Source organism: Roseovarius dicentrarchi, assembly GCF_003316635.1.
Lineage (GTDB): Bacteria > Pseudomonadota > Alphaproteobacteria > Rhodobacterales > Rhodobacteraceae > Roseovarius > Roseovarius dicentrarchi.
In genome coordinates, this window is sequence record NZ_QNQP01000023.1 from 1 (window position 1) to 22,012 (window position 22,012).

The 22,012-nt window shown below is 63.0% G+C and carries 19 protein-coding genes and 1 tRNA gene; 13 read left to right on the forward strand and 7 right to left on the reverse strand.

All coding sequences use genetic code 11. The annotated features are described in order from the left end of the window. Positions 1-103: 103 nt before the first annotated feature. The 6 genes from DQ230_RS14080 to pdxH all read right to left on the reverse strand — a co-directional run bounded on the left by DQ230_RS14080 (position 104) and on the right by pdxH (position 8,277). Positions 104-1,537, reverse strand: coding sequence for a TniQ family protein (locus DQ230_RS14080; protein ID WP_113913251.1), 1,434 nt, complete (start codon positions 1,535-1,537; stop codon positions 104-106). A 529-nt stretch (positions 1,538-2,066) separates the two neighbouring features. Next, on the reverse strand, positions 2,067-5,744 hold the full coding sequence (locus DQ230_RS14085; RefSeq protein ID WP_113913252.1) for a vitamin B12-dependent ribonucleotide reductase: 3,678 nt from the start codon (positions 5,742-5,744) through the stop codon (positions 2,067-2,069). A gap of 601 nt (positions 5,745-6,345) precedes the next feature. After that, positions 6,346-6,422: transfer RNA gene (locus DQ230_RS14090), tRNA-Pro, on the reverse strand. Positions 6,423-6,517: 95 nt separating this feature from the next. Then, positions 6,518-6,988 (reverse strand): DUF192 domain-containing protein, encoded by a 471-nt coding sequence (locus tag DQ230_RS14095; RefSeq protein WP_238987542.1) that lies wholly within the window; start codon positions 6,986-6,988, stop codon positions 6,518-6,520. Further along, on the reverse strand, positions 6,985-7,491 hold the full coding sequence (locus DQ230_RS14100; protein WP_113913254.1) for a cold-shock protein: 507 nt from the start codon (positions 7,489-7,491) through the stop codon (positions 6,985-6,987). Before DQ230_RS14100 ends, DQ230_RS14095 begins: the two co-directional genes overlap by 4 nt. A 180-nt stretch (positions 7,492-7,671) precedes the next feature. Then, positions 7,672-8,277 carry a pyridoxamine 5'-phosphate oxidase gene (gene pdxH, locus DQ230_RS14105; RefSeq protein ID WP_113913255.1) on the reverse strand — a complete coding sequence of 202 codons (606 nt, stop codon included), beginning with the start codon at positions 8,275-8,277 and terminating at the stop codon, positions 7,672-7,674. Positions 8,278-8,435: 158 nt separating this feature from the next. Between pdxH and fabI the strand changes: the two genes are divergently transcribed. The 7 genes from fabI to DQ230_RS14140 all read left to right on the forward strand — a co-directional run bounded on the left by fabI (position 8,436) and on the right by DQ230_RS14140 (position 15,606). Further along, on the forward strand, positions 8,436-9,242 hold the full coding sequence (gene fabI, locus DQ230_RS14110; protein WP_113913256.1) for an enoyl-ACP reductase FabI: 807 nt from the start codon (positions 8,436-8,438) through the stop codon (positions 9,240-9,242). Between the two features lie 10 nt (positions 9,243-9,252). After that, entirely contained in the window at positions 9,253-9,849 is a 597-nt protein-coding gene (locus DQ230_RS14115) for a LysE family translocator (protein WP_113913257.1), read from the forward strand. A gap of 15 nt (positions 9,850-9,864) precedes the next feature. Continuing rightward, entirely contained in the window at positions 9,865-10,365 is a 501-nt protein-coding gene (gene gpt, locus DQ230_RS14120) for a xanthine phosphoribosyltransferase (protein ID WP_113913258.1), read from the forward strand. A gap of 11 nt (positions 10,366-10,376) precedes the next feature. Then, the gene (locus tag DQ230_RS14125) at positions 10,377-11,582 is read left to right on the forward strand and encodes an aminotransferase (protein ID WP_113913259.1); all 1,206 of its coding nucleotides are present in this window, start codon (positions 10,377-10,379) and stop codon (positions 11,580-11,582) included. Positions 11,583-11,627: 45 nt separating this feature from the next. Continuing rightward, positions 11,628-13,481: a peptidylprolyl isomerase gene (locus tag DQ230_RS14130; RefSeq protein WP_113913260.1), complete on the forward strand. Its 1,854-nt coding sequence runs from the start codon at positions 11,628-11,630 to the stop codon at positions 13,479-13,481. A 12-nt stretch (positions 13,482-13,493) separates the two neighbouring features. Beyond that, entirely contained in the window at positions 13,494-15,005 is a 1,512-nt protein-coding gene (gene trpE / locus DQ230_RS14135; protein WP_113913261.1) for an anthranilate synthase component I, read from the forward strand. A 64-nt stretch (positions 15,006-15,069) separates the two neighbouring features. Next, entirely contained in the window at positions 15,070-15,606 is a 537-nt protein-coding gene (locus DQ230_RS14140) for an rRNA large subunit pseudouridine synthase E (RefSeq protein WP_113913297.1), read from the forward strand. On the opposite strand, the gene DQ230_RS14145 is transcribed toward DQ230_RS14140, so the two are convergent. Beyond that, positions 15,603-16,979, reverse strand: coding sequence for a divergent polysaccharide deacteylase family protein (locus DQ230_RS14145; RefSeq protein WP_113913262.1), 1,377 nt, complete (start codon positions 16,977-16,979; stop codon positions 15,603-15,605). The two genes, DQ230_RS14140 and DQ230_RS14145, sit on opposite strands and share 4 nt — an antisense overlap. A 170-nt stretch (positions 16,980-17,149) precedes the next feature. Between DQ230_RS14145 and DQ230_RS14150 the strand changes: the two genes are divergently transcribed. The 6 genes from DQ230_RS14150 to lexA all read left to right on the forward strand — a co-directional run bounded on the left by DQ230_RS14150 (position 17,150) and on the right by lexA (position 22,008). After that, positions 17,150-17,731 (forward strand): anthranilate synthase component II, encoded by a 582-nt coding sequence (locus DQ230_RS14150; protein ID WP_113913263.1) that lies wholly within the window; start codon positions 17,150-17,152, stop codon positions 17,729-17,731. Next, positions 17,728-18,750, forward strand: a complete 1,023-nt coding sequence (gene trpD / locus DQ230_RS14155; RefSeq protein ID WP_113913264.1) for an anthranilate phosphoribosyltransferase — start codon at positions 17,728-17,730, stop codon at positions 18,748-18,750. Before DQ230_RS14150 ends, trpD begins: the two co-directional genes overlap by 4 nt. Next, positions 18,747-19,562, forward strand: coding sequence for an indole-3-glycerol phosphate synthase TrpC (trpC, locus tag DQ230_RS14160; protein WP_113913265.1), 816 nt, complete (start codon positions 18,747-18,749; stop codon positions 19,560-19,562). Before trpD ends, trpC begins: the two co-directional genes overlap by 4 nt. 1 nt (position 19,563) lies before the next feature. Next, the gene (gene moaC, locus DQ230_RS14165) at positions 19,564-20,040 is read left to right on the forward strand and encodes a cyclic pyranopterin monophosphate synthase MoaC (protein ID WP_113913266.1); all 477 of its coding nucleotides are present in this window, start codon (positions 19,564-19,566) and stop codon (positions 20,038-20,040) included. Positions 20,041-20,049: 9 nt separating this feature from the next. Then, positions 20,050-21,222: a molybdopterin molybdotransferase MoeA gene (locus tag DQ230_RS14170; protein ID WP_113913267.1), complete on the forward strand. Its 1,173-nt coding sequence runs from the start codon at positions 20,050-20,052 to the stop codon at positions 21,220-21,222. 84 nt (positions 21,223-21,306) lie between these two features. Next, complete coding sequence (gene lexA, locus DQ230_RS14175; protein ID WP_113913268.1) at positions 21,307-22,008, forward strand: transcriptional repressor LexA; 702 nt, start codon at positions 21,307-21,309, stop codon at positions 22,006-22,008. Positions 22,009-22,012 lie beyond the last annotated feature (4 nt).

Genomic DNA, 22,012 nt, shown 5'->3' on the forward strand with positions numbered 1-22,012 from the left:
CCGAAACAGCGAAGAAAAAGCGAAAGGAGGCAACAGCATTGACGCCATCATAATCAGCAGATCATAACGACTGGGTGGGTCAGATCTCGATGAAAATGCCGGGTCAGTTCTCAATGACAATCAACACTGCATTCCGTTCGACGTCCCTTAAGCGGCCCTCGACAATCAAGCGCAGAATGGCGGCGGTCGAGACACCGAGACTACTGCTTGTCTCTGATATGCTTAATTTACCACAATGCCTGCTGGTTTCTGGAAACGCCTCGAAGAAATTGGACCATTTCCGGATCGTTGCCTCCGTGAAGCGCGGACGGGCGGTATCGCCGCCCTCGCCGGGAGTCAGCACGCCCTCGGCGATTAGCCGTTCCATCTGCGTCCGTGTCATGCCGAGACGCCTCTGTGCAGCGACATAGCTGACGGCACCGGATGCCTGATCAAGCAAGGTCTCGGTCTCGGGCGCGCTAAAAAGCACGTCGTAATCGGGTGTGTCCGGTTCGTCCACGATGCCAGCATCTCGTAACAATCTCCGCAAGCGCTTGGGGTGCAAATCATGAGCTAGCGCCGCCGTCCGGATTGAATGCAGGCGTCGCGCCGGTAGAGGGTAGTCGAGCGCCAGTTCGCCTTCGCCCAAGGGCCAAGTTTCCAAAATATGCTGGCGTAAGATGTCGCGCAGATGACCAAAGCCAAGGCCGGCGCCCGCGCCCCTCCTCATCCAGTCATGGATCCGACCATATCGGGCTGACGGCCGGTCCTGAGGAGAGCCAGTCTCTGCACGCAGGGATTGGAAGAATGTCAAAAGGGCATCAGGGCCTTTATTCAGAAGCGCGAACCCGGCATCCGTCGCGACCGCCAACTCATAAGCCGAGAGCTCGCGCAGGGCCGCGCCCTTGCCGAAGACGAGCGAGGCCCCCAACATCTCGCTAGCGACACCCGCTGCGCCGATGGATAAGTTCGCGGCCCAGCCCCCGGGCGCGCCGCCTGCCAGACGCGTGGACAGATAGTGCTCAAAGCTCGCATGGCCTGGAACGGGACGATCGAGGTCTCCGTCCTCGATCTCGATTAGCCATGGCTCCCAGGACCTCATGAACTCGTATCGGACATTCTCCTCAGGCGGCGCGACAAGAAGTAGGTTATGAACCGGGCAGACCCGGGCGGATGCAAAGGACCAGAGAATGCGCCCGTAGGCCATGCTTACCGTTTGCTCGGTCAGTGTCCCGGCCATGTCCGCACGCAGGCAAGCCGGGCAAACGCGGTTATAACCGACTAGCAGGTTCTGCTTGTCGATCTGGAAGCCAAGGATACGATGAGAGTCGCCTGAATAGCAGAATGCCCGAGCGACGAGCAGTTGGCTCTCCACATCCCCGAGCTCTGCCAAGCGCGCTAAGGCCGCGGTGCTGCCGCAAACGACGTCCGAGATGGCAAGATCGAAATCTTTCAGAAACTCAGAAAGACTCGGCAGTTTGTTGGCGAAGGCCACACGCGCCGCGAAGGATAGAGCGGTCTCGTCCGCGTGCAGCGGTACGGTGTGGGGCATCGGCATGACGGGGTTCCCTCTACGTCATCGGACACATGAAACCGTCTTCAGATCGCAAAGAAAAAGAAGCGCCGCAAGGGCACTTCGAGAAACCATCGTGTCCGAAACGCTTCGACTTTTGCATCATCTGGTCCGCGCGCTTAGGGCGCGGACCCATATTTTGTTGAGGGCACCATAACCAAATTTTGAAATTCGGACGAAATTACGGCTTCTCACACTCAACAAGTTGAGTTACCCCATCCTCCAAGAAAAGACAGTTATTCGATCTGGTGCCCGAAAACGCAACTCGAGCATCGTCGCATGGCCGCAGTTCACGTTGACGAAACGCAGGATGCAGGCCGCTATTTCAACGACCACACCATGCAGAGGTTTCAAAGTGTAGAGCAAGCACACCTGCTCTGCACCTTGATGTCATCACCTCATGACCGACCACTCTTCAACGTGGCCCGGCAGAAGGTCGTTTCTGCCACTCCCGGACAACCTTTGCCCGAAACTGGACAAACTATGCCCGCGGGGACACAACGACCCAATTCCGTCAGCTACAGCCCGATGTCGCGCCGCAGGTGTTGCACTTCATGCAGGTGCCGTTGCGGACCAGCGTATAGTTGCCGCAATCGCCGCAGGCTTCGCCCTCGTAGCCCTGCATGCGCGCCTTGGTGCGGGCGTCCATGGACATGGAGCTGGCGGAGATCGTCGTTTGCGAGGCGACCAGCGTTGCGGTGCTGGTGGGTTCGGGCGCAACAGACTGCAAACTTGTGACTGTATCACTGCCGCCACCGGCCGCCATCTGGGCGTGACGCTGGCCGCCATTCAGCACATACAGCTCCTGCGGCAGGCGCTTGCGCAGATAGCCGGTGGAGCTGATTTGTTTCAGCACTTCCAATGACTTGCTTGCGGCGGCTTCGCTCATTTCGCTGATGTTGCGCACGCCCTCTTCTTCGCCGCGGCCCAGATCGTCAAAGCTGTGGCCCTCGGGTTTGACATGCGCCAGATCGGTGCGGTCCAGATAGGAAACGGCCAGCTCGCGGAAGATGTAATCAAGGATCGAGGTCGCGTTCTTGATGCTGTCATTGCCCTGCACCATGCCCGAGGGCTCGAACTTGGTGAAGGTGAAGGCGTCGACGAACTCCTCCAGTGGCACGCCGTATTGCAGGCCCATCGACACGGCGATGGCGAAATTGTTCATCATCGCGCGGAAACCTGCACCTTCCTTGTGCATGTCGATGAAAATCTCGCCCAGCTCGCCGGTGGCATATTCGCCGGTGCGCAAATACACCTTGTGCCCGCCGATGATCGCCTTTTGGGTATAACCCTTGCGCCGCTCGGGCATCTTGTCGCGCTGGAGTTTGTTCACCTCTTTGATAACGATCTTTTCCACGATCTTTTCGGCCAGGACGGTGGCCTTTTCGTGGTTCGATCCGCTTTCCATCACCTCGGCGGCATCGTCGTCATCCTCGACCAGCGCGGAGGCCAGAGGCTGGCTGAGCTTCGAGCCGTCGCGGTAGAGCGCGTTGGCCTTGACGCCCAGCGACCAGCTCAGCTCATACGCGTTCTGGCAATCCTCGATCGTGGCGTCATTGGCCATGTTGATCGTCTTGGAAATCGCGCCCGAGATGAAGCTTTGCGCAGCAGCCATCATGGTGATGTGGCTTTCAACGCTCAGATACCGCGTGCCTTTTTTGCCACAGGGATTGGCGCAATCGAAGATGTGGTAATGCTCGGTGCGCAGGTGCGGCGCGCCTTCAAGCGTCATGGTGCCGCAGACATGGTCATTCGCCGCCTCGATATCGGCGCGGGAATAGCCCAGATGCGCCAGCAGATCGAAGGCCGGATCGTTCAGCTTTTCCGCCGGGATGCCCAAAACGTTGGTGCAGAATTCCGCGCCCAGCGTCCACTGGTTGAATACAAACCGGATGTCAAAGGCACTGCCAAGGGCGGCGTCGATCTTGGCCAGCTCATTGGGGCCAAAGCCGTGGCCGATCAGCGAGGTGTGGTTGATCCCCGGCGCGTTGCCGATGGTGCCGTGGCCCACGGCGTAGCTGATGATTTCCTCGATCTGCGCGCTGCCATAGCCTTGCATTTCCAATGCTGCGGGCACCGATTGGTTGATGATCTTGAAATAGCCACCCCCGGCCAGTTTCTTGAACTTGACCAGCGCAAAGTCGGGCTCGATCCCGGTCGTGTCGCAATCCATCACCAGCCCGATGGTGCCGGTGGGCGCGATGACGGTGGATTGGGCGTTGCGATAGCCATGCTTTTCGCCAAGGCGCAGCGCCTCGTCCCAAGAGGACATGGCCAGCTCGACCAGGCGGCTGTCTGGGCAGCCTGCATGATCCAGCGGGACAGGCTTGACCGCCAGCGCCTCATAGCCGTCCACATTACCGTGGGCGGCATTGCGGTGGTTGCGGATGACGCGCAGCATATGCTCCGCGTTGCGCTGATACCCGGCAAAGGCGCCCAACTCGCCCGCCATTTCGGCAGAGGTGGCGTAGGCGACGCCGGTCATGATCGCGCTCAGCGCACCGGCCAGCGCGCGGCCCTCGTCGCTGTCATACCCGTGGCCCATGTTCATCAGCAGGCCGCCGATATTGGCATAGCCCAGACCCAAGGTGCGGAAGTCAAAGCTGCGCTGCGCGATTTCCTTGGACGGGAACTGCGCCATCATCACCGAAATTTCCAGTGTGACGGTCCACAGGCGCGAGGCGTGCATGTAGGCTTCGGCGTCAAAGCGGCCATCGTCGTAGAATTTCAGCAGGTTCATCGACGCAAGGTTGCAGGCGGTGTCGTCCAGAAACATGTATTCCGAGCAGGGGTTGCTGCCGCGAATTTCGCCATCCTCGGGGCAGGTATGCCACGCGTTGACGGTGTCGTGATACTGGATACCCGGATCGGCGCAGGCCCATGCGGCATGGCCGACATCTTCCCACAGATCGCGCGCCTTGATCGTCTTGGCGACCGAGCCATCGGTGCGGTTCAGCAGCGCCCAGTCGGCATCATCCTTGACCGCCTTGAGGAAGGCATCGGTGACGCGGATCGAGTTGTTGGAGTTCTGACCAGAGACCGACGCATAAGCCTCGGAATCCCAATCGGTGTCGTAGGTCGGGAATTCGATGCTGGCGTAGCCCTGCTTGGCATAGTCCAGCACGCGCTTGATGTAGGTTTCGGGAATTGCGGATTTCTTGGCGGCGCGGATCGCGTCCTTCAACTGAACGTTCTTCTTGGGGTCAACCGAATCCTCGGCCGTGCCGTCCCATGCCGCAATCGCGGCGAAGATCTCGTTCAGGCGCTGCTCGTGCATCTTGGAGCCTGCGACAATGCTGGCGACCTTCTGCTCTTCCTTCACCTTCCAGTTGATGAATTCCTGAATATCGGGGTGGTCGGCGTCGCAGATCACCATCTTGGCCGCGCGGCGCGTTGTGCCGCCCGACTTGATCGCGCCTGCCGCGCGGTCACCGATTTTTAGAAAGCCCATCAGGCCCGACGATTTGCCACCGCCCGACAGCGGCTCGTTCGAGGCGCGCAGGGAGGAGAAGTTCGTGCCGGTGCCCGAGCCATATTTGAACAGGCGCGCCTCGCGCACCCACAGGTCCATGATGCCGCCATCGCCGACCAGATCATCGGCGACCGACTGGATGAAGCAGGCATGCGGCTGCGGATGCTCGTACGCAGAGGTGGATTTTGTCAGCTCGCCGGTCTGGTAATCGACATAGTAATGCCCCTGCCCCGGCCCGTCGATGCCGTAGGCCCAGTGCAGGCCGGTGTTGAACCATTGCGGGCTGTTGGGCGCGCCCATCTGGCGCGCCAGCATGATGCGCATTTCGTCGAAATAGGCCTGAGCGTCGGATTCGTCGGTGAAATAGCCGCCCTTCCAGCCCCAATAGGCCCAGGCACCGGCCAGCCGGTCAAACACCTGCTTGGCCGACGTCTCGCCGGTGGTTTCCACATCCTTGCCATCGGGGACCGACCGCCACAGGAATTCGGGAACGCCCTTTTCCTTGACCTTTTTCAGGCGCACCGGAACGCCCGCCTTGCGGAAATACTTCTGCGCGATGACATCGCTTGCGACCTGGCTCCAGCCGGCGGGCACCTCGACATTGTCGAGCTTGAAGACAGTGGTGCCGTCAGGGTTGCGGATTTCGGACGCGGTCGTCACAAAATCCAGCTCTGCATATGCATCCTGGCCCGCCTTGGTAAACTTCCGGTCGATTTTCATGTCACTGCCTCTTGCCCCGCATGGGTGCCGCTATTGTTGCCATACCTGCCCGGCGCGCGGTTCCGCGCCAGACTGCTCATCTGTCGTGCGCACATACCCCGCGCGGGCGCTTTGCATCGGGGATGCGCGCCTTCTAACGCCGGATGACCGGTGTTGGCTGGGATGTGTCCTGTCCGGCGCGGTGATACCACATCTAGTGGCCCCGGCGCCGACTTGCACAACCTGACGCATTTCACCCTGCCCCGTCAACGCGTAATTAAGCCAATATTCATCTGTTTGCCGTTGACCTTTGTGCGAAGCTGGGGCGCTGCTTGCGTCAGCCGATTCACCCACAGTCTATCCACAGGCGCCCCGCCCCGCGCCGCGCGGGGGGCAGGGTTTCAAATCCGCTGATTTTCGGCAGGTTTAGCGCCATTGCCGGATCAACCCGGCGGACTTATCCACCGCCGGTCCGCCGCCGCTTTTCCACCAGCAGCCCGGCACAATATTTTTTGGCCTGATCGCGCTAAGGTTGCATTCGGGTCACAGGCAAGCAGTAACCCGCCGACCAACACAGAAAAGCCCCGCACCTGGCGGGGCCGGATCAACATTTGGGAAAATATGGTCGGGGCGGCGAGATTCGAACTCACGACCCCCTGTACCCAAAACAGGTGCGCTACCAGACTGCGCCACGCCCCGAACCATGCGGGTGCAATAGCCGTGTTTGCCCGCGATGAAAAGCACAAATTCCACGGATCGCGCGGCAGTGTTGCCCGGTGCCGCCCGCGGCGCGGTCAGCAACCCCAGGCGGCCCGCCCGGCATCAAAGGATGGATGGCGCAGCTGCGTACCGGGGGCGATTCCCATCCGCTGTGCAAGGCCGCCGTTGATTTCAAGAACGGCCTTGATGTCAGCGCCGCCCATGATCGGGGTCAGATCCCCCGGCACCGCATTGGAATGGACCCGCGCCACCGTACCGGTCGCATCAAGGAATATCATATCAAGCGGGATCAGCGTGTTTTTCATCCAGAAGCCGACGGTGCGCGCCTCATCATAGACAAACAGCATCCCGGCGCCCTGCGGCATCGATTCGCGGTGCATCAGCCCTTGGGCGCGCTCCGCCTCGTCATCGGCCAGTTCGACGGTGAACCGGGCCTGCCCCCAGTCGCCGCGAAGATGGACCTGATCGTCGCGGCAGGCCTGCTCGGCCATCGCGGCCGCCCCACTGAACAGGCCCAGGGCCAGTGCCGCAAATGCGTGTCTCATTCTGCTGCCGTCTCCCATCCGTTCAGCTCGGCCGCCATGCGGCCGCGTTTGCCGTCAATCACCCGAATCGCCAGCGCCTCGCCCGGTTGCAGATCGGCCAGTCCCGAGCGGCGCAGGATTTCGATATGAACGAACACGTCGCCATGCTCTCCGAAGGTATTGGCAAAGCCGAACCCCTTCAACTTGTCAAACCATTTGACGCGTGCGGGCATGAGCGGCGCGCGGCGCAGAACGGCAGGATCGATTTCGTCGAAATCGGCCAGCTTCGGCAGGTCGTCACCACTGGGGGCCGATATCGAATGTATCACGACCGCCTGCGCGCCCCGGTCTGTATGCTGAACATCCAGTTCAATCGTGGCATTATCGGCAACAGAGCTTTGGCCGAAACTGCGCAACACATTTGCATGCAAAAGTATGTCGTCGCCGCCGTCGTCAGACAACACAAAGCCGAAACCTTTACCCGAATCGAACCATTTGACGCGGCCGCGTATCCTGTGGGTCATGACTGACTCCTTGTTAACGCTACACTGCTCTCTTTTAAGTTGTAGACCCTCAACCCTACTCGCCCATACGCCAAAGGTCCACTGGCATGGTCAGAAAGGGGCAAAGATCCGCCACACCTCGGCGACTTATCGCAAGTGACGCGACGTCAGCGATCCCGAGGTAGAAAATCGTTCCGCATTCTAAGGGTTTAGGCGCATAATCTCCCATTGCGCATCGGCATTTTCCCGCCGCCAGACGAATCGGTCATGCAGGCGAAAATCGCCGTCGGCCCAGAACTCGATCTCGACCGGTGTGATCTTGAAACCGCCCCAGAATGGTGGGCGCTGCGGGTTCAGGCCGTGGCGCGCCGACACTTTGGCGACCTCGGCCATCAACGCGCCGCGACTGCTGAGCGGGCGCGACTGTTTGGACGCCCACGCGCCCAGCCGGCTTTTGAGCGAGCGTGACGCATAGTATTCATCGGCTTCGGGCCCATCCTGCCGCTCGACAGTGCCGCGCACGCGGATCTGGCGGCGCAGGCTTTTCCAGTGCATGACGAACGCGGCCTTGCCGCTGGCGGCCAGTTCCTGCCCCTTCGTGCCCTCGTAATTGGTGTAGAAGACAAATCCGTCCTCGGCAATTTCCTTGAGCAGGACCATGCGCACATTGGGCAACCCATCCGGATCGACCGTGGCCAGCGCGATGGCGTTGGGGTCATTCGGCTCGCTGGTTTCAGCCTCGGCCAGCCAGTCGCGCGCGATGCTGAACGGGTTGTCGCCTGCGAATTTTCCGGTTCTGTCGGTCATGGCTGTCTGCCTTTCATTAGGGGCCGCTGATGCGGCGCAATGTGGCCCGGCAGGGGCCGATATGCAACGCTGCGCCGGACGTTGAAGGCAACCCTTGATGCAGTCCGGCCAATCGCATAAAGGTCACTGATACATCGAATTTGCGTCGGGATCTGGACATGTCAAACAATTTAATGACGGGCAAGCGCGGGCTGATCATGGGCCTTGCCAATGACAAGTCCATCGCATGGGGCATCGCGCAGGCCTGTGCCGATGCGGGGGCCGAATTGGCCTTTACCTATATGGGCGACGCGTTCAAAAAACGGGTAGAGCCGCTGGCAAAATCGCTGGGCTCTGAGGTGATGATCGACTGCAATGTGTCCGATCCCGCCTCGATCGACGCCGCCTTTGCCGAGGTGGAGCGTGTCTGGGGCAAGATTGATTTTCTGGTCCATGCCATCGGTTTTTCCGACAAGAACGAATTGCGTGGGCGTTATATCGACACCAGCCGCGACAATTTCCTGAACACCATGGATGTCAGCTGCTACAGCTTCACCGCCGTGGCCAAGCGCGCCGAAACATTGATGAAAGACGGTGGTTCCATGCTGACCCTCACCTATTACGGGGCCGAGCAGGTGATGCCGCATTACAATGTCATGGGCATCGCCAAGGCCGCGCTTGAGGCATCTGTCAAATACCTCGCCGAGGATCTGGGCAAGGACGGCATCCGCGTCAACGCCATCTCCGCCGGCCCGATCAAGACACTGGCCGCCAGCGGCATCGGCGATTTCCGCTATATCCTGAAGTGGAACGAGCTGAACTCGCCCCTGCGCCGCAACGTCACCATCGACGATGTCGGCAAGGCCGCCTTGTTCCTGCTCAGCGACCTGGGCAGCGGCACGACGGGCGAGAACCTGCATGTCGATGCGGGCTATCACGTCGTCGGCATGAAGGCGGTCGACGCGCCTGACATCGACGCGACCTGAGCCGCGCATCATGGACGCGGCGACGCTCCTGCTTTTCAACGCGGCCATCCTTGGCGCTCTTGCCAGTCCCGGACCTGCGTTCATCGCGATGATCCGCTCGTCCTTTATCGGCGGACGGCGCGCCGGGTTCATGACCGGGCTGGGCCTGTCGCTGGCCGCTATCGCGTGGTCGGCGGTGGCTTTGCTGGGCCTCAGCGCCATCTTTACCGCCGTTCCCGCCGCCTATACCGCGCTGAAACTGGCCGGCGCCGCCTATCTGATCTGGCTGGCCATCGGCCTTTGGCGCGGAGCGGACAGCCCGGTGGATACCGCCCTGCCCGGCATCGCCCAAGGCTTTCGGCTGGGCCTGATCACCAATCTGGCCAACCCAAAGCTGGTGTTCTTCATCGGCTCGATCTTTTCCACCATCCTGCCCGCCGATCTGGACTGGACCACCTCCGCGCTGATCCTGACCAACCATCTGGCGCTGGAGCTGGCGTGGTATGCCATGGCCACCATGATCCTGACCACCGCGCCGATGCGCGCGGGATATATCCGGCTGAAGTCGAAATTCGACCGCGGCGCCGCGATCCTACTGGGCGCCATGGCAGCCCGCATCGCCATCTGACCGAACGGAGATCCCATGCAAGAGCCTCTGCCGCACGAAAAAGGCTTTCACGTCAGCTGGGACCAGCTGCACCGCGACGCGCGGGCGCTGGCCTGGCGGCTGGACGGCAAGGGGCCGGACGCGGGCGCATGGCGCGCGGTCGTGGCCATCACCCGCGGCGGCATGGCCCCCGCGATGATCGTCGCGCGCGAGCTGGATATCCGCACCGTCGATACGATCAGCGTCAAAAGCTATGACCACCAGACGCAAGGCGCCGCGCATATCCTGAAGTCGCCGGATGCGCAGGTGGTCGGCGACGGCACCGGTATTCTGGTGGTTGACGATCTGGTCGATACGGGCCGCACGCTGGACGTGGTGCGCGCGCATATGCCAAACGCCCATATCGCCACGATCTACGCCAAGCCCATGGCCAAGGACCGCGTTGACAGCTTTGTCACCGAGGTCAGCCAGGATACCTGGATCTTCTTTCCCTGGGATCTGGCGCTGCAATATGTCCAGCCCTATCGCGGCACCTGACGGAGAGATTCATGACACGCACCTCGCACAGCTTTGCCCCGCCCGTCATGGCCGCCCGCCGCTGGCTGGACGGTGTGCAGTTCACCGCCGAGCGTCCGCTGCTGAACCTCAGTCAGGCGGCCCCGGTGGGCGCCCCGCCCGAGGGGCTGCGCAAGGCGATTGCGGAGGCGGCGATGACCGAGCCCGAGGCGCATCTCTACGGCGCCGTGCTGGGCCGCGACGATTTGCGCGCCGAAGTGGCGGCGCAGTGGAGCGCGGCATATGGCGGGAAAATCGACGCCGAAAATGTCGCCATCACATCGGGCTGCAATCAGGCGTATTGCGCCGCGCTGGCCACGCTGTGCGATGAGGGCGACGAGGTGATCCTGCCCACGCCGTGGTATTTCAACCACAAGATGTGGTGCGACATGAACGGCATCCGCACCGTTCCCCTGCCCGCCCGCGCCGGCCTGCTGCCCGACCCCGACGAGGCCGCATCCCTGATCACCCCCCGCACACGTGCGATCGTACTGGTCACGCCCAACAACCCCGGCGGGGTGGAATACCCCGGCGATCTGGTGCGCGCCTTCTTCGATCTGGCGCGCAGGCATGGCATCGCGCTGATTGTCGATGAAACCTACCGCGATTTCGACGCCCGCACGGGCGCGCCGCATGATTTGTTCACCGATCCCGATTGGGACGATACACTGATTCAGCTTTATTCATTCTCCAAGGCCTACCGCCTGACCGGTCACCGCGTCGGCGCGATGGTCGCATCGCCCGCGCGGCTGACGCAGGCCGAAAAATTCCTCGATTGCGTGGCGATCTGCCCCAACCAGCTGGGCCAGATCGGCGCGCTGTGGGGGATGCAGAACCTCAGCCAGTGGCTGGCGGGTGAGCGGGCCGAAATCCTGGACCGCCGCGCCGCGATCACAGATTACATGCCCCGCCTTGCCGCGCAGGGCTGGGAATTGAAGGGCGCCGGTGCCTATTTTGCCTATCTGGCGCACCCGTTTGCCGACGCCTCTGACGGGCTGGCGCCGAAACTGGTGCGCGATGCCGGCGTGCTGCTGCTGCCCGGCACGATGTTCACGCCTGCGGGCGATGCATCTGGTGCGCGGCATTTCCGCGTTGCCTTTGCCAATGTGGACCGCGCCGGAATTGCCAGCCTGATGGACCGTCTGGCGGCGCTGAACGGGCCGGGCTGGCCCCTTGCCCCGACAGCTGCGACCGCATAGACACAGCCAAAGCCAATTTTCCTGAAGCTCGAGGGCGCCGCGACCATGAAATCCAGCACCATTTCCAAATCCGCAATGTGGATCCTGATGGGCCTTCTGGTCATCGGGCTGGCCGGGTTCAGCGTGACCAATTTCAGCGGTGGCATCACCCGGATCGGCATGGTGGGCGACACCGAAATCACCACCGGCGATTACGCCCGCGCCCTGCGCACCGAGGTGAACGCCGCCACGGCAGAGGCCGGCGCGCCCGTCAGCTTTGCCGCAGCCGAGGCGCAAGGCCTGCCGCAAAACGTGCTGTCGCGCCTTGTCGCGCAAGCAGCATTGGAGGATGAAACCGCGCGCATGGGTATTTCGGTGGGCGATGAGACACTGCTGAAGGCCATCACTGAAATCCCCGGATTTCAGGGCCTTGACGGAAATTTCGACCGCGACGGATACCGCTACGCGCTGGAGCGGGCCGGCTTCAGCGAGGCCGAATTCGAGGAAGACGTGCGCGTTGAGACGGCCAGCACATTGGTTCAGGGCGCCGTAATCTCCGGTGTCAGCACGCCGGATGCCTATACCGGCACGCTGCTGACCTACATCGCCGAAGAGCGTGACGTGACCTACGCCATCCTTGGCCGCGCGGATCTGACCACCGGCCTGCCGGTGCCGACCGATGCGGATCTGGAGGCGTATTATCAGGCCAACCTGCCCAGCTTCACCACCCCGAAGGTCAAGCGGATCACCTATGCGTGGATGACGCCCGAAATGATCATCGACGAGGTCGAGGTCGCGCAAGACGCGCTGCGCGAGGCGTATGATGCCCGCCTGTCCGAATTCCAGCAGCCCGAACGCCGACTGGTCGAGCGTCTGATCTTTGCCGACGCCGCCGCCGCTGATGCCGCACGCGCGCAGATCGACGCGGGCGAGGCCAGCTTTGACGACCTGGTTGCCGCGCGCGGGCTTACCTTGCAGGACGTGGACCTGGGCGATGTCGAACGCGACGATCTGGCCGCGGCCGCGGACGCTGTGTTCAGCGCCGACGCCGGCGATGTGGTGGGCCCCGCGGACAGCAATCTGGGTCCGGCCCTCTTTCGGGTGAACGCCGTGCTGCAAGCGCAAAACACCAGCTTTGAAGAGGCCGAGCCGCAGTTGCGTGACGAGCTGGCCGGCGACAGGGCCGCGCGCGTCGTTGATGCCGCGCGCGATACAATCGACGATTTGCTGGCCGGCGGCGCAACGCTTGAGAACCTTCAGGACGAAACGCAGATGCAGATCGGCGTGGTTGACTGGCACCCCGCCCTGAAAGAAGGCATCGCCGCCTATGTCGATTTCCGTGATGCCGCAGCAGAGGTACAGGATGGCGATTTCCCCGAGGTCAAAACGCTGGATGACGGCGGCATCTTTGCCCTGCGTCTGGACGAGGTGATTGATCCGGCGGTTCAGCCACTGGAAGACGTGCAGCAGCAGGTCGCCGCCGCATGGGCGCGCGACGCCCTGATGGACGCGCTGCGCGCACAGGCCGAACCCTTGCTGGAGGCGATCGAGGGCGGCGCCAGCTTTGAGGATCAGGGCCTGACCCCGCTCACCGGTGCGGGCCTCACGCGGCAGGGGTTTCAGCAGGGCACGCCCCCCGGCTTTATCCCCGCCGTTTTTGAACTGGCCGAGGGCGAGACACTGTCAATCCCCGGCGCCAGCAACCTGATCATCGTGCGTCTGGACCGCATCCAGTCGCCCGATGACGACCCCGACGCATCGGACGGCGATCTGGCACAAATCCGCCAGACGCTGCGCGCGTCTGCGGCCAACGACATCGCGCAGGATCTGTATCAGGCGCTGGCCGAGGATATTCGCAGCCGCGCGGGCATCACACTGGACCAGCAGGCGATCAACGCCGTGCATGCCAACTTTCAGTAAGGGACGCGCGCCGTGGATCTGACCCCCTCGTTCGACGATTTTGCCGCAGGCCATCAGGCGGGCGCCAGTCAGGTCGTCTATACCCGGCTGGCCGCCGATCTGGACACGCCCGTGTCGTTGATGCTCAAGCTGACGGGGGCGGCCACCGATGCCTTCATGCTGGAATCGGTGACCGGCGGCGAGGTGCGCGGGCGCTATTCGATCATCGGAATGAAGCCCGATCTGATCTGGCAGTGCCACGGCACCAGCAGCCGCATCAACCGTCAGGCGCGCTTTGACGCAGACGCGTGGGAGCCGCAGGATGGACCGCCCCTGGATAACCTGCGCGCCCTGATCACCGAAAGCCGGATCGACCTGCCCGACGATCTGCCGGCCGCCAGCGCGGGCCTTTTCGGGTATCTGGGCTATGACATGATCCGGCTGGTCGAACATTTGCCGAATGTGAACCCCGATCCGCTCGGCCTGCCCGACGCGCTGATGCTGCGCCCCTCGGTGATTGCCGTGCTCGACGGGGTCAAGGGCGAGGTGATCGTTGTGGCGCCTGCATGGGCCGGGTCGGGCCAGTCAGCCCGCGCCGCCTATGCGCAGGCCGCCGAGCGGGTCATGGACGCCGTGCGCGATCTGGAGCGCGCCCTGCCCCAGGCCAGCCGCGGGCTGGGCGAAGCCGCAGATGAGGGCGAGGGTACATCGAATTTCACACGGGATGGCTACAAGGCGGCGGTTGAGAAGGCCAAGGAATATATCCGCGCCGGCGACATCTTTCAGGTCGTGCCCAGCCAGCGGTGGACGCAGCCGTTCCGCCAGCCGCCCTTCGCGCTTTACCGCAGTTTGCGCCGCACGAATCCGTCGCCCTTCATGTTCTATTTCAATTTCGGCGGCTTTCAGGTGATCGGCGCCAGCCCCGAAATTCTGGTGCGCGTTTTTGGCAATGAGGTCACGATCCGGCCCATTGCCGGCACCCGCCCGCGCGGCGCCACCCCCGAGGAGGACCGCGCGAACGAGGCCGACCTGATGTCGGACGCCAAGGAGCTGGCAGAACATCTGATGCTGCTGGATCTGGGCCGCAACGACACGGGCCGTGTCTGCAAGGTGGGCACCGTGCGCCCGACCGAGGAATTCATCGTCGAACGCTACAGCCACGTGATGCATATCGTCAGCAACGTGGTGGGCGAACTGGCCGACGGTCAGGACGCGCTCAGCGCATTGTTGGCCGGCCTTCCCGCCGGAACGGTCTCCGGCGCGCCAAAGGTCCGCGCGATGGAGATCATCGACGAGCTGGAGCCGGAGAAACGCGGCGTTTATGGTGGCGGCGTCGGCTATTTCAGCGCAGGCGGCGACATGGATATCTGCATTGCCCTGCGCACGGCGGTGGTCAAGGATGCGCAGCTTTATATTCAGGCCGGCGGCGGCGTGGTCTATGACAGCGATCCAGAGGCCGAATACATGGAAACCGTCCACAAATCGCGCGCCATCCGCCGCGCCGCAGCGGACGCCGCCCGGTTTGGCGGCGACGGAAACAGCTGATGCAGGGCGAATTTTCGCGAAAACTCGTATTCCAAATTTTCGCGAAAATTTGGCGCGTGTGCCGATGCCGCGCCTGATCCTGTTCAACAAGCCGCATGGCGTTCTGTCGCAATTCAGCGACGAGGGCAGCGGCAGGCCCACTTTGGCAGATTACATCGACATACCGGGCATCTACCCTGCCGGGCGGCTGGATCGCGACAGCGAGGGTCTGTTGCTGCTGACCGATAACGGCAAGCACCAGGCCCGCATTGCAGATCCGCGATACAAGAAGCCTAAAACCTACCTTGTGCAGGTCGAGGGGCTGCCCGATGACGCCGCCCTGGCGGCGCTGCAAAACGGCATCACGCTCAAGGATGGCCCGACCCTGCCCGCGCAGGCGCGGCGCATCCCGCCGCCGGACATCTGGGCGCGGGTGCCGCCCATCCGCTACCGCAAATCCGTGCCGGATAGCTGGATCGAGCTGACGATTACCGAAGGCCGGAACCGGCAGGTGCGGCGCATGACCGCCCATATCGGCCACCCGACACTGCGCCTTGTGCGCTGGCGCATCGGCGAATGGTCGCTGGACGGGCTGGACTTGGGCGGCTGGCGCGACGCTTAATCCCTGGCCGTCAGCACCGCTGACACGGGCGCCAGCGCCACGCGGCTGGCACGATCCTGCAAGCCCCAGAGCAGCAGCGCGCTGATCGTGTCGGCGCGCAAGCGTCCCAGCATGATCACGCCGCCCTCGTCCCGGCCCGCTTTGAAGGCGGCCTGGTCCAGAAACCGCCGGATCACGGTGGCGCTTTGATCCTTGGCATCGAAATCGCGAAAGATCGTGGCGACCGGCACGCCTTCGCGTGCGATCAGCTTGGGCGCGGTTTCAAGCCCTTTGGAATACAGCACGAGGCCGCGCCCGGACGCCAGCAGGATCGGCGCCAACTGCTCGCTCGACTCGCGGCTGATCTGCAGGCCCGCGCCGGTCCCCTCCAGGATCGCAACGGCCTCGGGCACGGCTGCCTCGACCGTCTGCATGGTGGTTTCGGTGTCGCGGGCATCGGCGCCGGCGGGCAGATCGGCGATTGCCAGCACCTCGAACCCGGCATCGCGATAGCGGCGCATCGCCTCGGCCGCGCTGGGCCACGCGGCATCGACCGCAAAGCTCAGCGGATAGGGAAACGCCTCCAGCGCCTCCAGGCCGATCGGGCTGGTGCCGTCATCAATCAGCACGATCGACATCAACGGCTTGCCTTCCGGATTATCAAACGTGGCAGCATGCGCGATAATCGCCGACTGCGCTGGCACAGCATCCTCAGCAGGCACCGGATCCGGCGTGGCGGGGCCGGCCGCAAGCGATGGCAGGCGCTGCGTTTCAACTCCGGCGGCGATATTGCCGATGACGCCCGTGCGCGCCGCCTCCTGCTCTGCCATGTCGCCGGATATTGGCACCGCGGCCGATGCGTTTTCGCCGTCATCACTCGGCGCGGGCGTCTGTTCCGGGTCTTGCACGGTATCCAGTCCAACATCCCCTTCCACATCCGGCGCGCTGGGTTGCGCGGGATCGGACGAGATGGCCAGATCGTCGCCTATATCCGGCGCTGCCGGTTCGGCGGGCGCATCACCGACCATCGTCATGCCGCTGCCCTCATCCGTGACCTCCGGTGCGGCCATTTCCGCCTGCGGCGCGCTGATTTCCGGGCGGCTGGTCGGGGCTGTGTCCGCCGTGGCAAGCTGGCTCAGATCATCGGGCTGCGCATCGCTGACTTGCGGCGCCTGTCCTTCCAGCGCAAGCGCGTCGTCGGCCTTGGGCAGACGCGCCGCCGTATCATCGCGCGACTGTTTGAACCCCGAACCCGCCGGCAGATCCACGGCCGCGGCATCCGGCACGCGCGCGGGCACCCTGCCCGCGGGCGCAACCGCCACGGACACCGCCCCCAGCGCCAGCCCCGACACCACTGTTCCGGCTGCAAGTCCTGCTAAAAATCCACCTGCCATGTCGCCTGTTCCCCGCTTGCAAATCCCGCTTGGCGCGGCGTTTCCCGCCACCTGCCCCTTGACCCTTGGGGCCAAGCCTGAACAAGTATATCTTGATCGGCCCTCCGGCCTCCACCCCAAATCACGGGATGGAGGCGGCACCGGGGCTATGGTAATACGGACGGGCCAAGATGCTGTTACTCATAGATAATTATGACAGTTTCACCTATAATCTGGTGCATTACGTTGGCGAACTCGGCGCTGATGTGGTGGTGCGCCGGAATGATGCGCTGGATGTTGCTGGCGCATTGGCGCTGAATCCGGCGGGTATTTTGCTGTCGCCCGGCCCGTGCGATCCCGATCAGGCCGGTATCTGCCTTGATCTGACGCTTGCCGCGGCCGATGCGGGTATTCCGCTGCTGGGGGTCTGCCTTGGTCATCAGACGATCGGTCAGGCGTTTGGCGGGCGCGTGGTGCGCCATTCGGAAATCGTGCATGGCAAGATGGGGCAGATGCATCATCAGGGACAGGGCGTTTTCGCCGGTCTGCCGTCGCCATTCGACGCAACGCGCTATCACTCGCTGGTGGTCGAGCGTGCCAGCCTGCCGGACTGCCTTGAGATCACCGCGCATCTGGAGGATGGCACCATCATGGGCCTGCGTCACCGCGAATTGCCGATAGAGGGCGTGCAGTTTCACCCTGAATCCATCGCCTCGCAACACGGTCACGCGCTGCTCAAGAACTTCCTTGATATGATGAAGATCCCCGCATGAGCACAGCGCTGAAACCACTGATTGACGCCGCCGCCGACCGCCCCCTGACCCGCACCGAGGCCGAGGCCGCCTTTGGCATCCTGTTCGAGGGCGAAGCAACGCCCAGCCAGATCGGCGGCTTTTTGATGGCGCTGCGCACGCGCGGCGAGACGGTGGATGAATATGCCGCCGCCGCCGCTGTGATGCGCGCAAAATGCCACAAGGTGCGCGCGCCCGAGGGCGCGATTGACATCGTCGGCACTGGGGGCGATGGCAAGGGCACGCTGAATATCTCGACGGCGACCGCCTTTGTCGTGGCAGGTGCCGGCGTTTGCGTGGCCAAGCATGGCAACCGCAACCTCAGCTCCAAATCAGGGGCGGCCGATGCGCTGACGCAAATGGGCGTCAAGGTGATGATCGGCCCGGAAGTGGTTGAAAAGGCGCTGAAAGAGGCCGGTATCGCCTTTATGATGGCGCCAATGCACCACCCGGCGATGGCCCATGTCGGCCCCGCCCGGTCCGAGCTGGGGACACGCACCATTTTCAACATCCTTGGCCCGCTGACCAACCCGGCCGGCGTCACGCGGCAGCTGACCGGCGCCTACCGGCGTGACCTGATCCGCCCCATGGCGGAGACGCTTCTGCGGCTGGGATCCACCCGTGCGTGGCTGGTTCATGGCAGCGATGGCACGGATGAACTGGCGATCAGCGGTCAATCCTGGGTCGCCGCGCTGAATGAGGACGGCAGCATTTCCGAATTCGAAATCAGCCCCGAGGATGCGGGCCTGCCCCTGCATCCGTTCGAGGATATTCTGGGCGGCACCCCGCAGGAAAACGGCGCCGCATTTCGTGCGCTGCTGGATGGCGCGCATGGCGCATACCGCGACGCGGTGCTGCTGAATTCCGCGGCAGCCCTGGTCGTGGCCGGGGGCGCCGCCGACCTGGTCGAGGGCGCCGCGATGGCGGCAGACAGTATTGATAGCGGAACGGCACGTAAACGTCTGGATCTGCTTGGGAAAATCACATCGGAGGCATCATGAGCACCCCCACAATTCTGGACAAGATCAAAGCGTACAAGCTGGAGGAAGTCGCAGCAGCAAAAGCCGAAGTGACGCCCGAGGCGATGGATGAGCGCGCCCGCGCCGCCCCCCCGGTGCGCCCGTTCAAGGACGCGCTTTTGCAGGCGTCGATCAACGGCTACGGGTTGATCGCCGAAATCAAAAAAGCAAGCCCGTCCAAGGGCGTGATCCGCGAGGATTTCGACCCTGCCGAGCTGGCGCGCGCCTATGCCGAAGGCGGGGCCGCCTGCCTGTCTGTTCTGACCGACACGCCCAGCTTTCAGGGCGCGAACGAGTATCTCGTGCAGGCGCGCGCGGCGTGTGACTTGTCCGTTTTGCGCAAGGATTTCCTGTTTGAGACCTATCAGGTCGCCGAGGCGCGCGCGCTTGGCGCGGACTGTATCCTGATCATCATGGCCTGCCTGACCGATGCCGAGGCTGCCGCGCTGGAAAACGCCGCAGCAGTCTGGGGCATGGACGCCATAATCGAGGTCCATAACGAGGACGAATTGCGCCGCGCGGAGATGCTGAAGTCCCAGCTGATCGGAATAAATAACCGCGATCTCAACACGTTCGAGACCACTCTTGACACCACGCGCACCCTTGGCCGCTACGTGCCAGAGGACCGGATCATCATCTGCGAAAGCGGGCTGGAGACGCGCGAGGATCTGGCCGATATCGCCCGGTACGGCGCGCGCTGCTTCCTGATTGGCGAAACGCTGATGCGCGCCGATGATGTTGCCAGCGCCACGCGCATGTTGCTCAGCAATCCACTGACTGCCGGGGGGCGCTGACATGTCCGGATTGACCCATTTCGACAGCAAGGGCGACGCGCACATGGTCGACGTGTCGGCCAAAGAGGTGACCGCGCGTATCGCGACCGCCGCCTGCCACATCAGCATGGCGCGGGAAACCTTTGATATCATTACCGAAGGCCGCGCGAAAAAAGGTGACGTGCTGTCGGTTGCCCGGCTGGCGGGCATCATGGGCGCCAAACGCACATCGGATCTGATACCGCTGTGCCATCCGCTCCCTATCGCGAATGTGGCAGTGGAGCTGGTGCCCGACGCCGATCTGCCCGGTATACAAATCAGAGCAACCGTAAAAACGACCGGCCAGACCGGGGTGGAAATGGAGGCATTGACAGCGGCAAGCGTGACCGCGCTGACCGTTTACGACATGGCCAAGGCGGTCGACCGCGCAATGCAGATCGGCGGCTTGCGCGTAGTGCTGAAAGATGGCGGTAAATCCGGCACTTACGAGGCGGAGTGAACATCAAAAATGATCTCTGTTGACGCCGCCCTGGCCCATTTGTTCGATCTGGTGACGCCGCTTGCGGTCGAGATGGTGCCGCTGCGGGCAGGGTCTGGCCGTGTGTTGGCAGAGCCTGTCTTTGCCACGCGCGATCAGCCCCCTTTCGCAGCCTCGGCCATGGATGGCTACGCGGTGCGCAGTTCAGACGTTGCACCGGGCGCCACGTTTACCCTGATCGGCGAGGCCGCTGCCGGCCACAGTTTCAACGGCACTGTCGGGGCTGGTCAGGCTGTGCGCATCTTTACCGGCGCCCCCATGCCGCAGGGCGCGGATCGCGTTGTTATCCAGGAGGACGTGACTGCATCCGCCGATGTGATCACGCTTGGCGACAGCGTTGATACCGGCCCGCATGTGCGCCCTGCTGCTGCGGATTTCACCGCCGGCACCGAAATGGACGCTCCGCGCCTGCTGGCGCCGCATGACATCGCGCTTCTGGCGGCCATGAACGTCGCCAGCCTGCCGGTCACGCGCCGTCCGACAATCGCGATCATCGCCACCGGCGACGAACTTGTCATGCCCGGCGAATCCCCCGGCCCTGATCAAATCATTGCGTCAAACAGCTTCGGTCTGGCCGCGTTGGTCGAGGCGCATGGCGCGCATGCGCGCCTGTTGCCCATTGCGCGCGACAGTGTCGGATCGCTTGAAACCGCGTTTGACCTGGCCAAGGGGGCGGACCTGATCATCACGATTGGCGGCGCGTCAGTAGGCGATCACGATCTTGTCGGGCAGGTGGCGGAAAGTCTGGGAATGCAACGATCATTTTACAAGATCGCGATGCGCCCCGGCAAACCGCTGATGGCCGGGCGAATGGGCGATTCAGTGATGGTTGGACTGCCGGGAAACCCTGTATCGGCAATGGTTTGCGGTCATGTCTTCATCCTGCCAATGGTGCGCGCCATGCTTGGCCTGCGGGCCGCAGCCGCGCCTGTGTTCACGGCCCGTCTCGGTGTGGGTCTGCCTGCGAATGGCCCCCGCGCGCATTACATGCGCGCCACGCTGTCGGACGGTATCGCCGCGCCCGCATCTTCGCAGGATAGTGCGCTTCTGGGCGTTTTGGCGCGCGCCGATATCCTGCTTATCCGTCCTCCGCACGACACGCCGAAGGCGGCCGGGGATACGGTGACCTGTATGCGTATGTGACAAGGCACCTGCAAAAGCCTTGACACAAAACAGGAACATGCATAGAACAAAAGCGGATAGCGATTTTCTGGAGGGACGACCGGCATGCTCACCAAGAAGCAACTCGACTTGCTCGATTACATCAACAAGCGTGTGCAACGTGACGGTGTTCCGCCCAGTTTCGACGAAATGAAGGACGCGCTGGATCTGCGTTCCAAATCCGGCATTCACCGCCTGATAACCGCGCTGGAAGAGCGCGGATTTATCCGCCGCCTTGCGCATCGCGCGCGGGCGCTTGAAATCGTGAAGCTGCCGGAATCGCTCGGTGGTGCGGCGTCGCACGGGTTTGCTGCGCGTGTCATTGACGGGGACAGACCGGATGCACGGCCCCCGGCAAATGCACAGCCGGTCACGTCCATTGATGCGCTCGAGGTGCCGTTGATGGGCCGCATTGCAGCGGGCGTGCCGATTGAGGCGATACAACACGCATCGCACAACGTCGCCGTACCCGGCGGCATGGTCAGCGGCCCCGGCGAGCATTATGCGCTGGAGGTGAAGGGCGATTCCATGATCGACGCGGGTATCAATGATGGTGATGTTGTTGTGATCCGCGAAACCTCGACCGCCGATAATGGGGACATTGTCGTGGCGCTGGTCGAGGATCAGGAAGCAACGCTGAAGCGTTTCTTCCGCCGCGGCGGGTCCATTGCGCTTGAAGCGGCAAACCCGGCCTATGAAACCCGAATTTTGCCCGATGACAAGGTCAAGGTGCAGGGCCGCCTTGTGGGTTTGATCCGCACCTATTGAAGCG

Bases quoted from the DNA above. Each gene is read 5' to 3' on its own strand.
- DQ230_RS14080 (WP_113913251.1), bottom strand. From the start codon at position 1,537: ATGCCGATGCCCCACACCGTACCGCTGCACGCGGACGAGACCGCTCTA.
- DQ230_RS14085 (WP_113913252.1), bottom strand. From the start codon at position 5,744: ATGAAAATCGACCGGAAGTTTACCAAGGCGGGCCAGGATGCATATGCA.
- DQ230_RS14095 (WP_238987542.1), bottom strand. From the start codon at position 6,988: ATGAGACACGCATTTGCGGCACTGGCCCTGGGCCTGTTCAGTGGGGCG.
- DQ230_RS14100 (WP_113913254.1), bottom strand. From the start codon at position 7,491: ATGACCCACAGGATACGCGGCCGCGTCAAATGGTTCGATTCGGGTAAA.
- pdxH (WP_113913255.1), bottom strand. From the start codon at position 8,277: ATGACCGACAGAACCGGAAAATTCGCAGGCGACAACCCGTTCAGCATC.
- fabI (WP_113913256.1), top strand. From the start codon at position 8,436: ATGTCAAACAATTTAATGACGGGCAAGCGCGGGCTGATCATGGGCCTT.
- DQ230_RS14115 (WP_113913257.1), top strand. From the start codon at position 9,253: ATGGACGCGGCGACGCTCCTGCTTTTCAACGCGGCCATCCTTGGCGCT.
- gpt (WP_113913258.1), top strand. From the start codon at position 9,865: ATGCAAGAGCCTCTGCCGCACGAAAAAGGCTTTCACGTCAGCTGGGAC.
- DQ230_RS14125 (WP_113913259.1), top strand. From the start codon at position 10,377: ATGACACGCACCTCGCACAGCTTTGCCCCGCCCGTCATGGCCGCCCGC.
- DQ230_RS14130 (WP_113913260.1), top strand. From the start codon at position 11,628: ATGAAATCCAGCACCATTTCCAAATCCGCAATGTGGATCCTGATGGGC.
- DQ230_RS14140 (WP_113913297.1), top strand. From the start codon at position 15,070: ATGCCGCGCCTGATCCTGTTCAACAAGCCGCATGGCGTTCTGTCGCAA.
- DQ230_RS14145 (WP_113913262.1), bottom strand. From the start codon at position 16,979: ATGGCAGGTGGATTTTTAGCAGGACTTGCAGCCGGAACAGTGGTGTCG.
- DQ230_RS14150 (WP_113913263.1), top strand. From the start codon at position 17,150: ATGCTGTTACTCATAGATAATTATGACAGTTTCACCTATAATCTGGTG.
- trpD (WP_113913264.1), top strand. From the start codon at position 17,728: ATGAGCACAGCGCTGAAACCACTGATTGACGCCGCCGCCGACCGCCCC.
- trpC (WP_113913265.1), top strand. From the start codon at position 18,747: ATGAGCACCCCCACAATTCTGGACAAGATCAAAGCGTACAAGCTGGAG.
- moaC (WP_113913266.1), top strand. From the start codon at position 19,564: ATGTCCGGATTGACCCATTTCGACAGCAAGGGCGACGCGCACATGGTC.
- DQ230_RS14170 (WP_113913267.1), top strand. From the start codon at position 20,050: ATGATCTCTGTTGACGCCGCCCTGGCCCATTTGTTCGATCTGGTGACG.
- lexA (WP_113913268.1), top strand. From the start codon at position 21,307: ATGCTCACCAAGAAGCAACTCGACTTGCTCGATTACATCAACAAGCGT.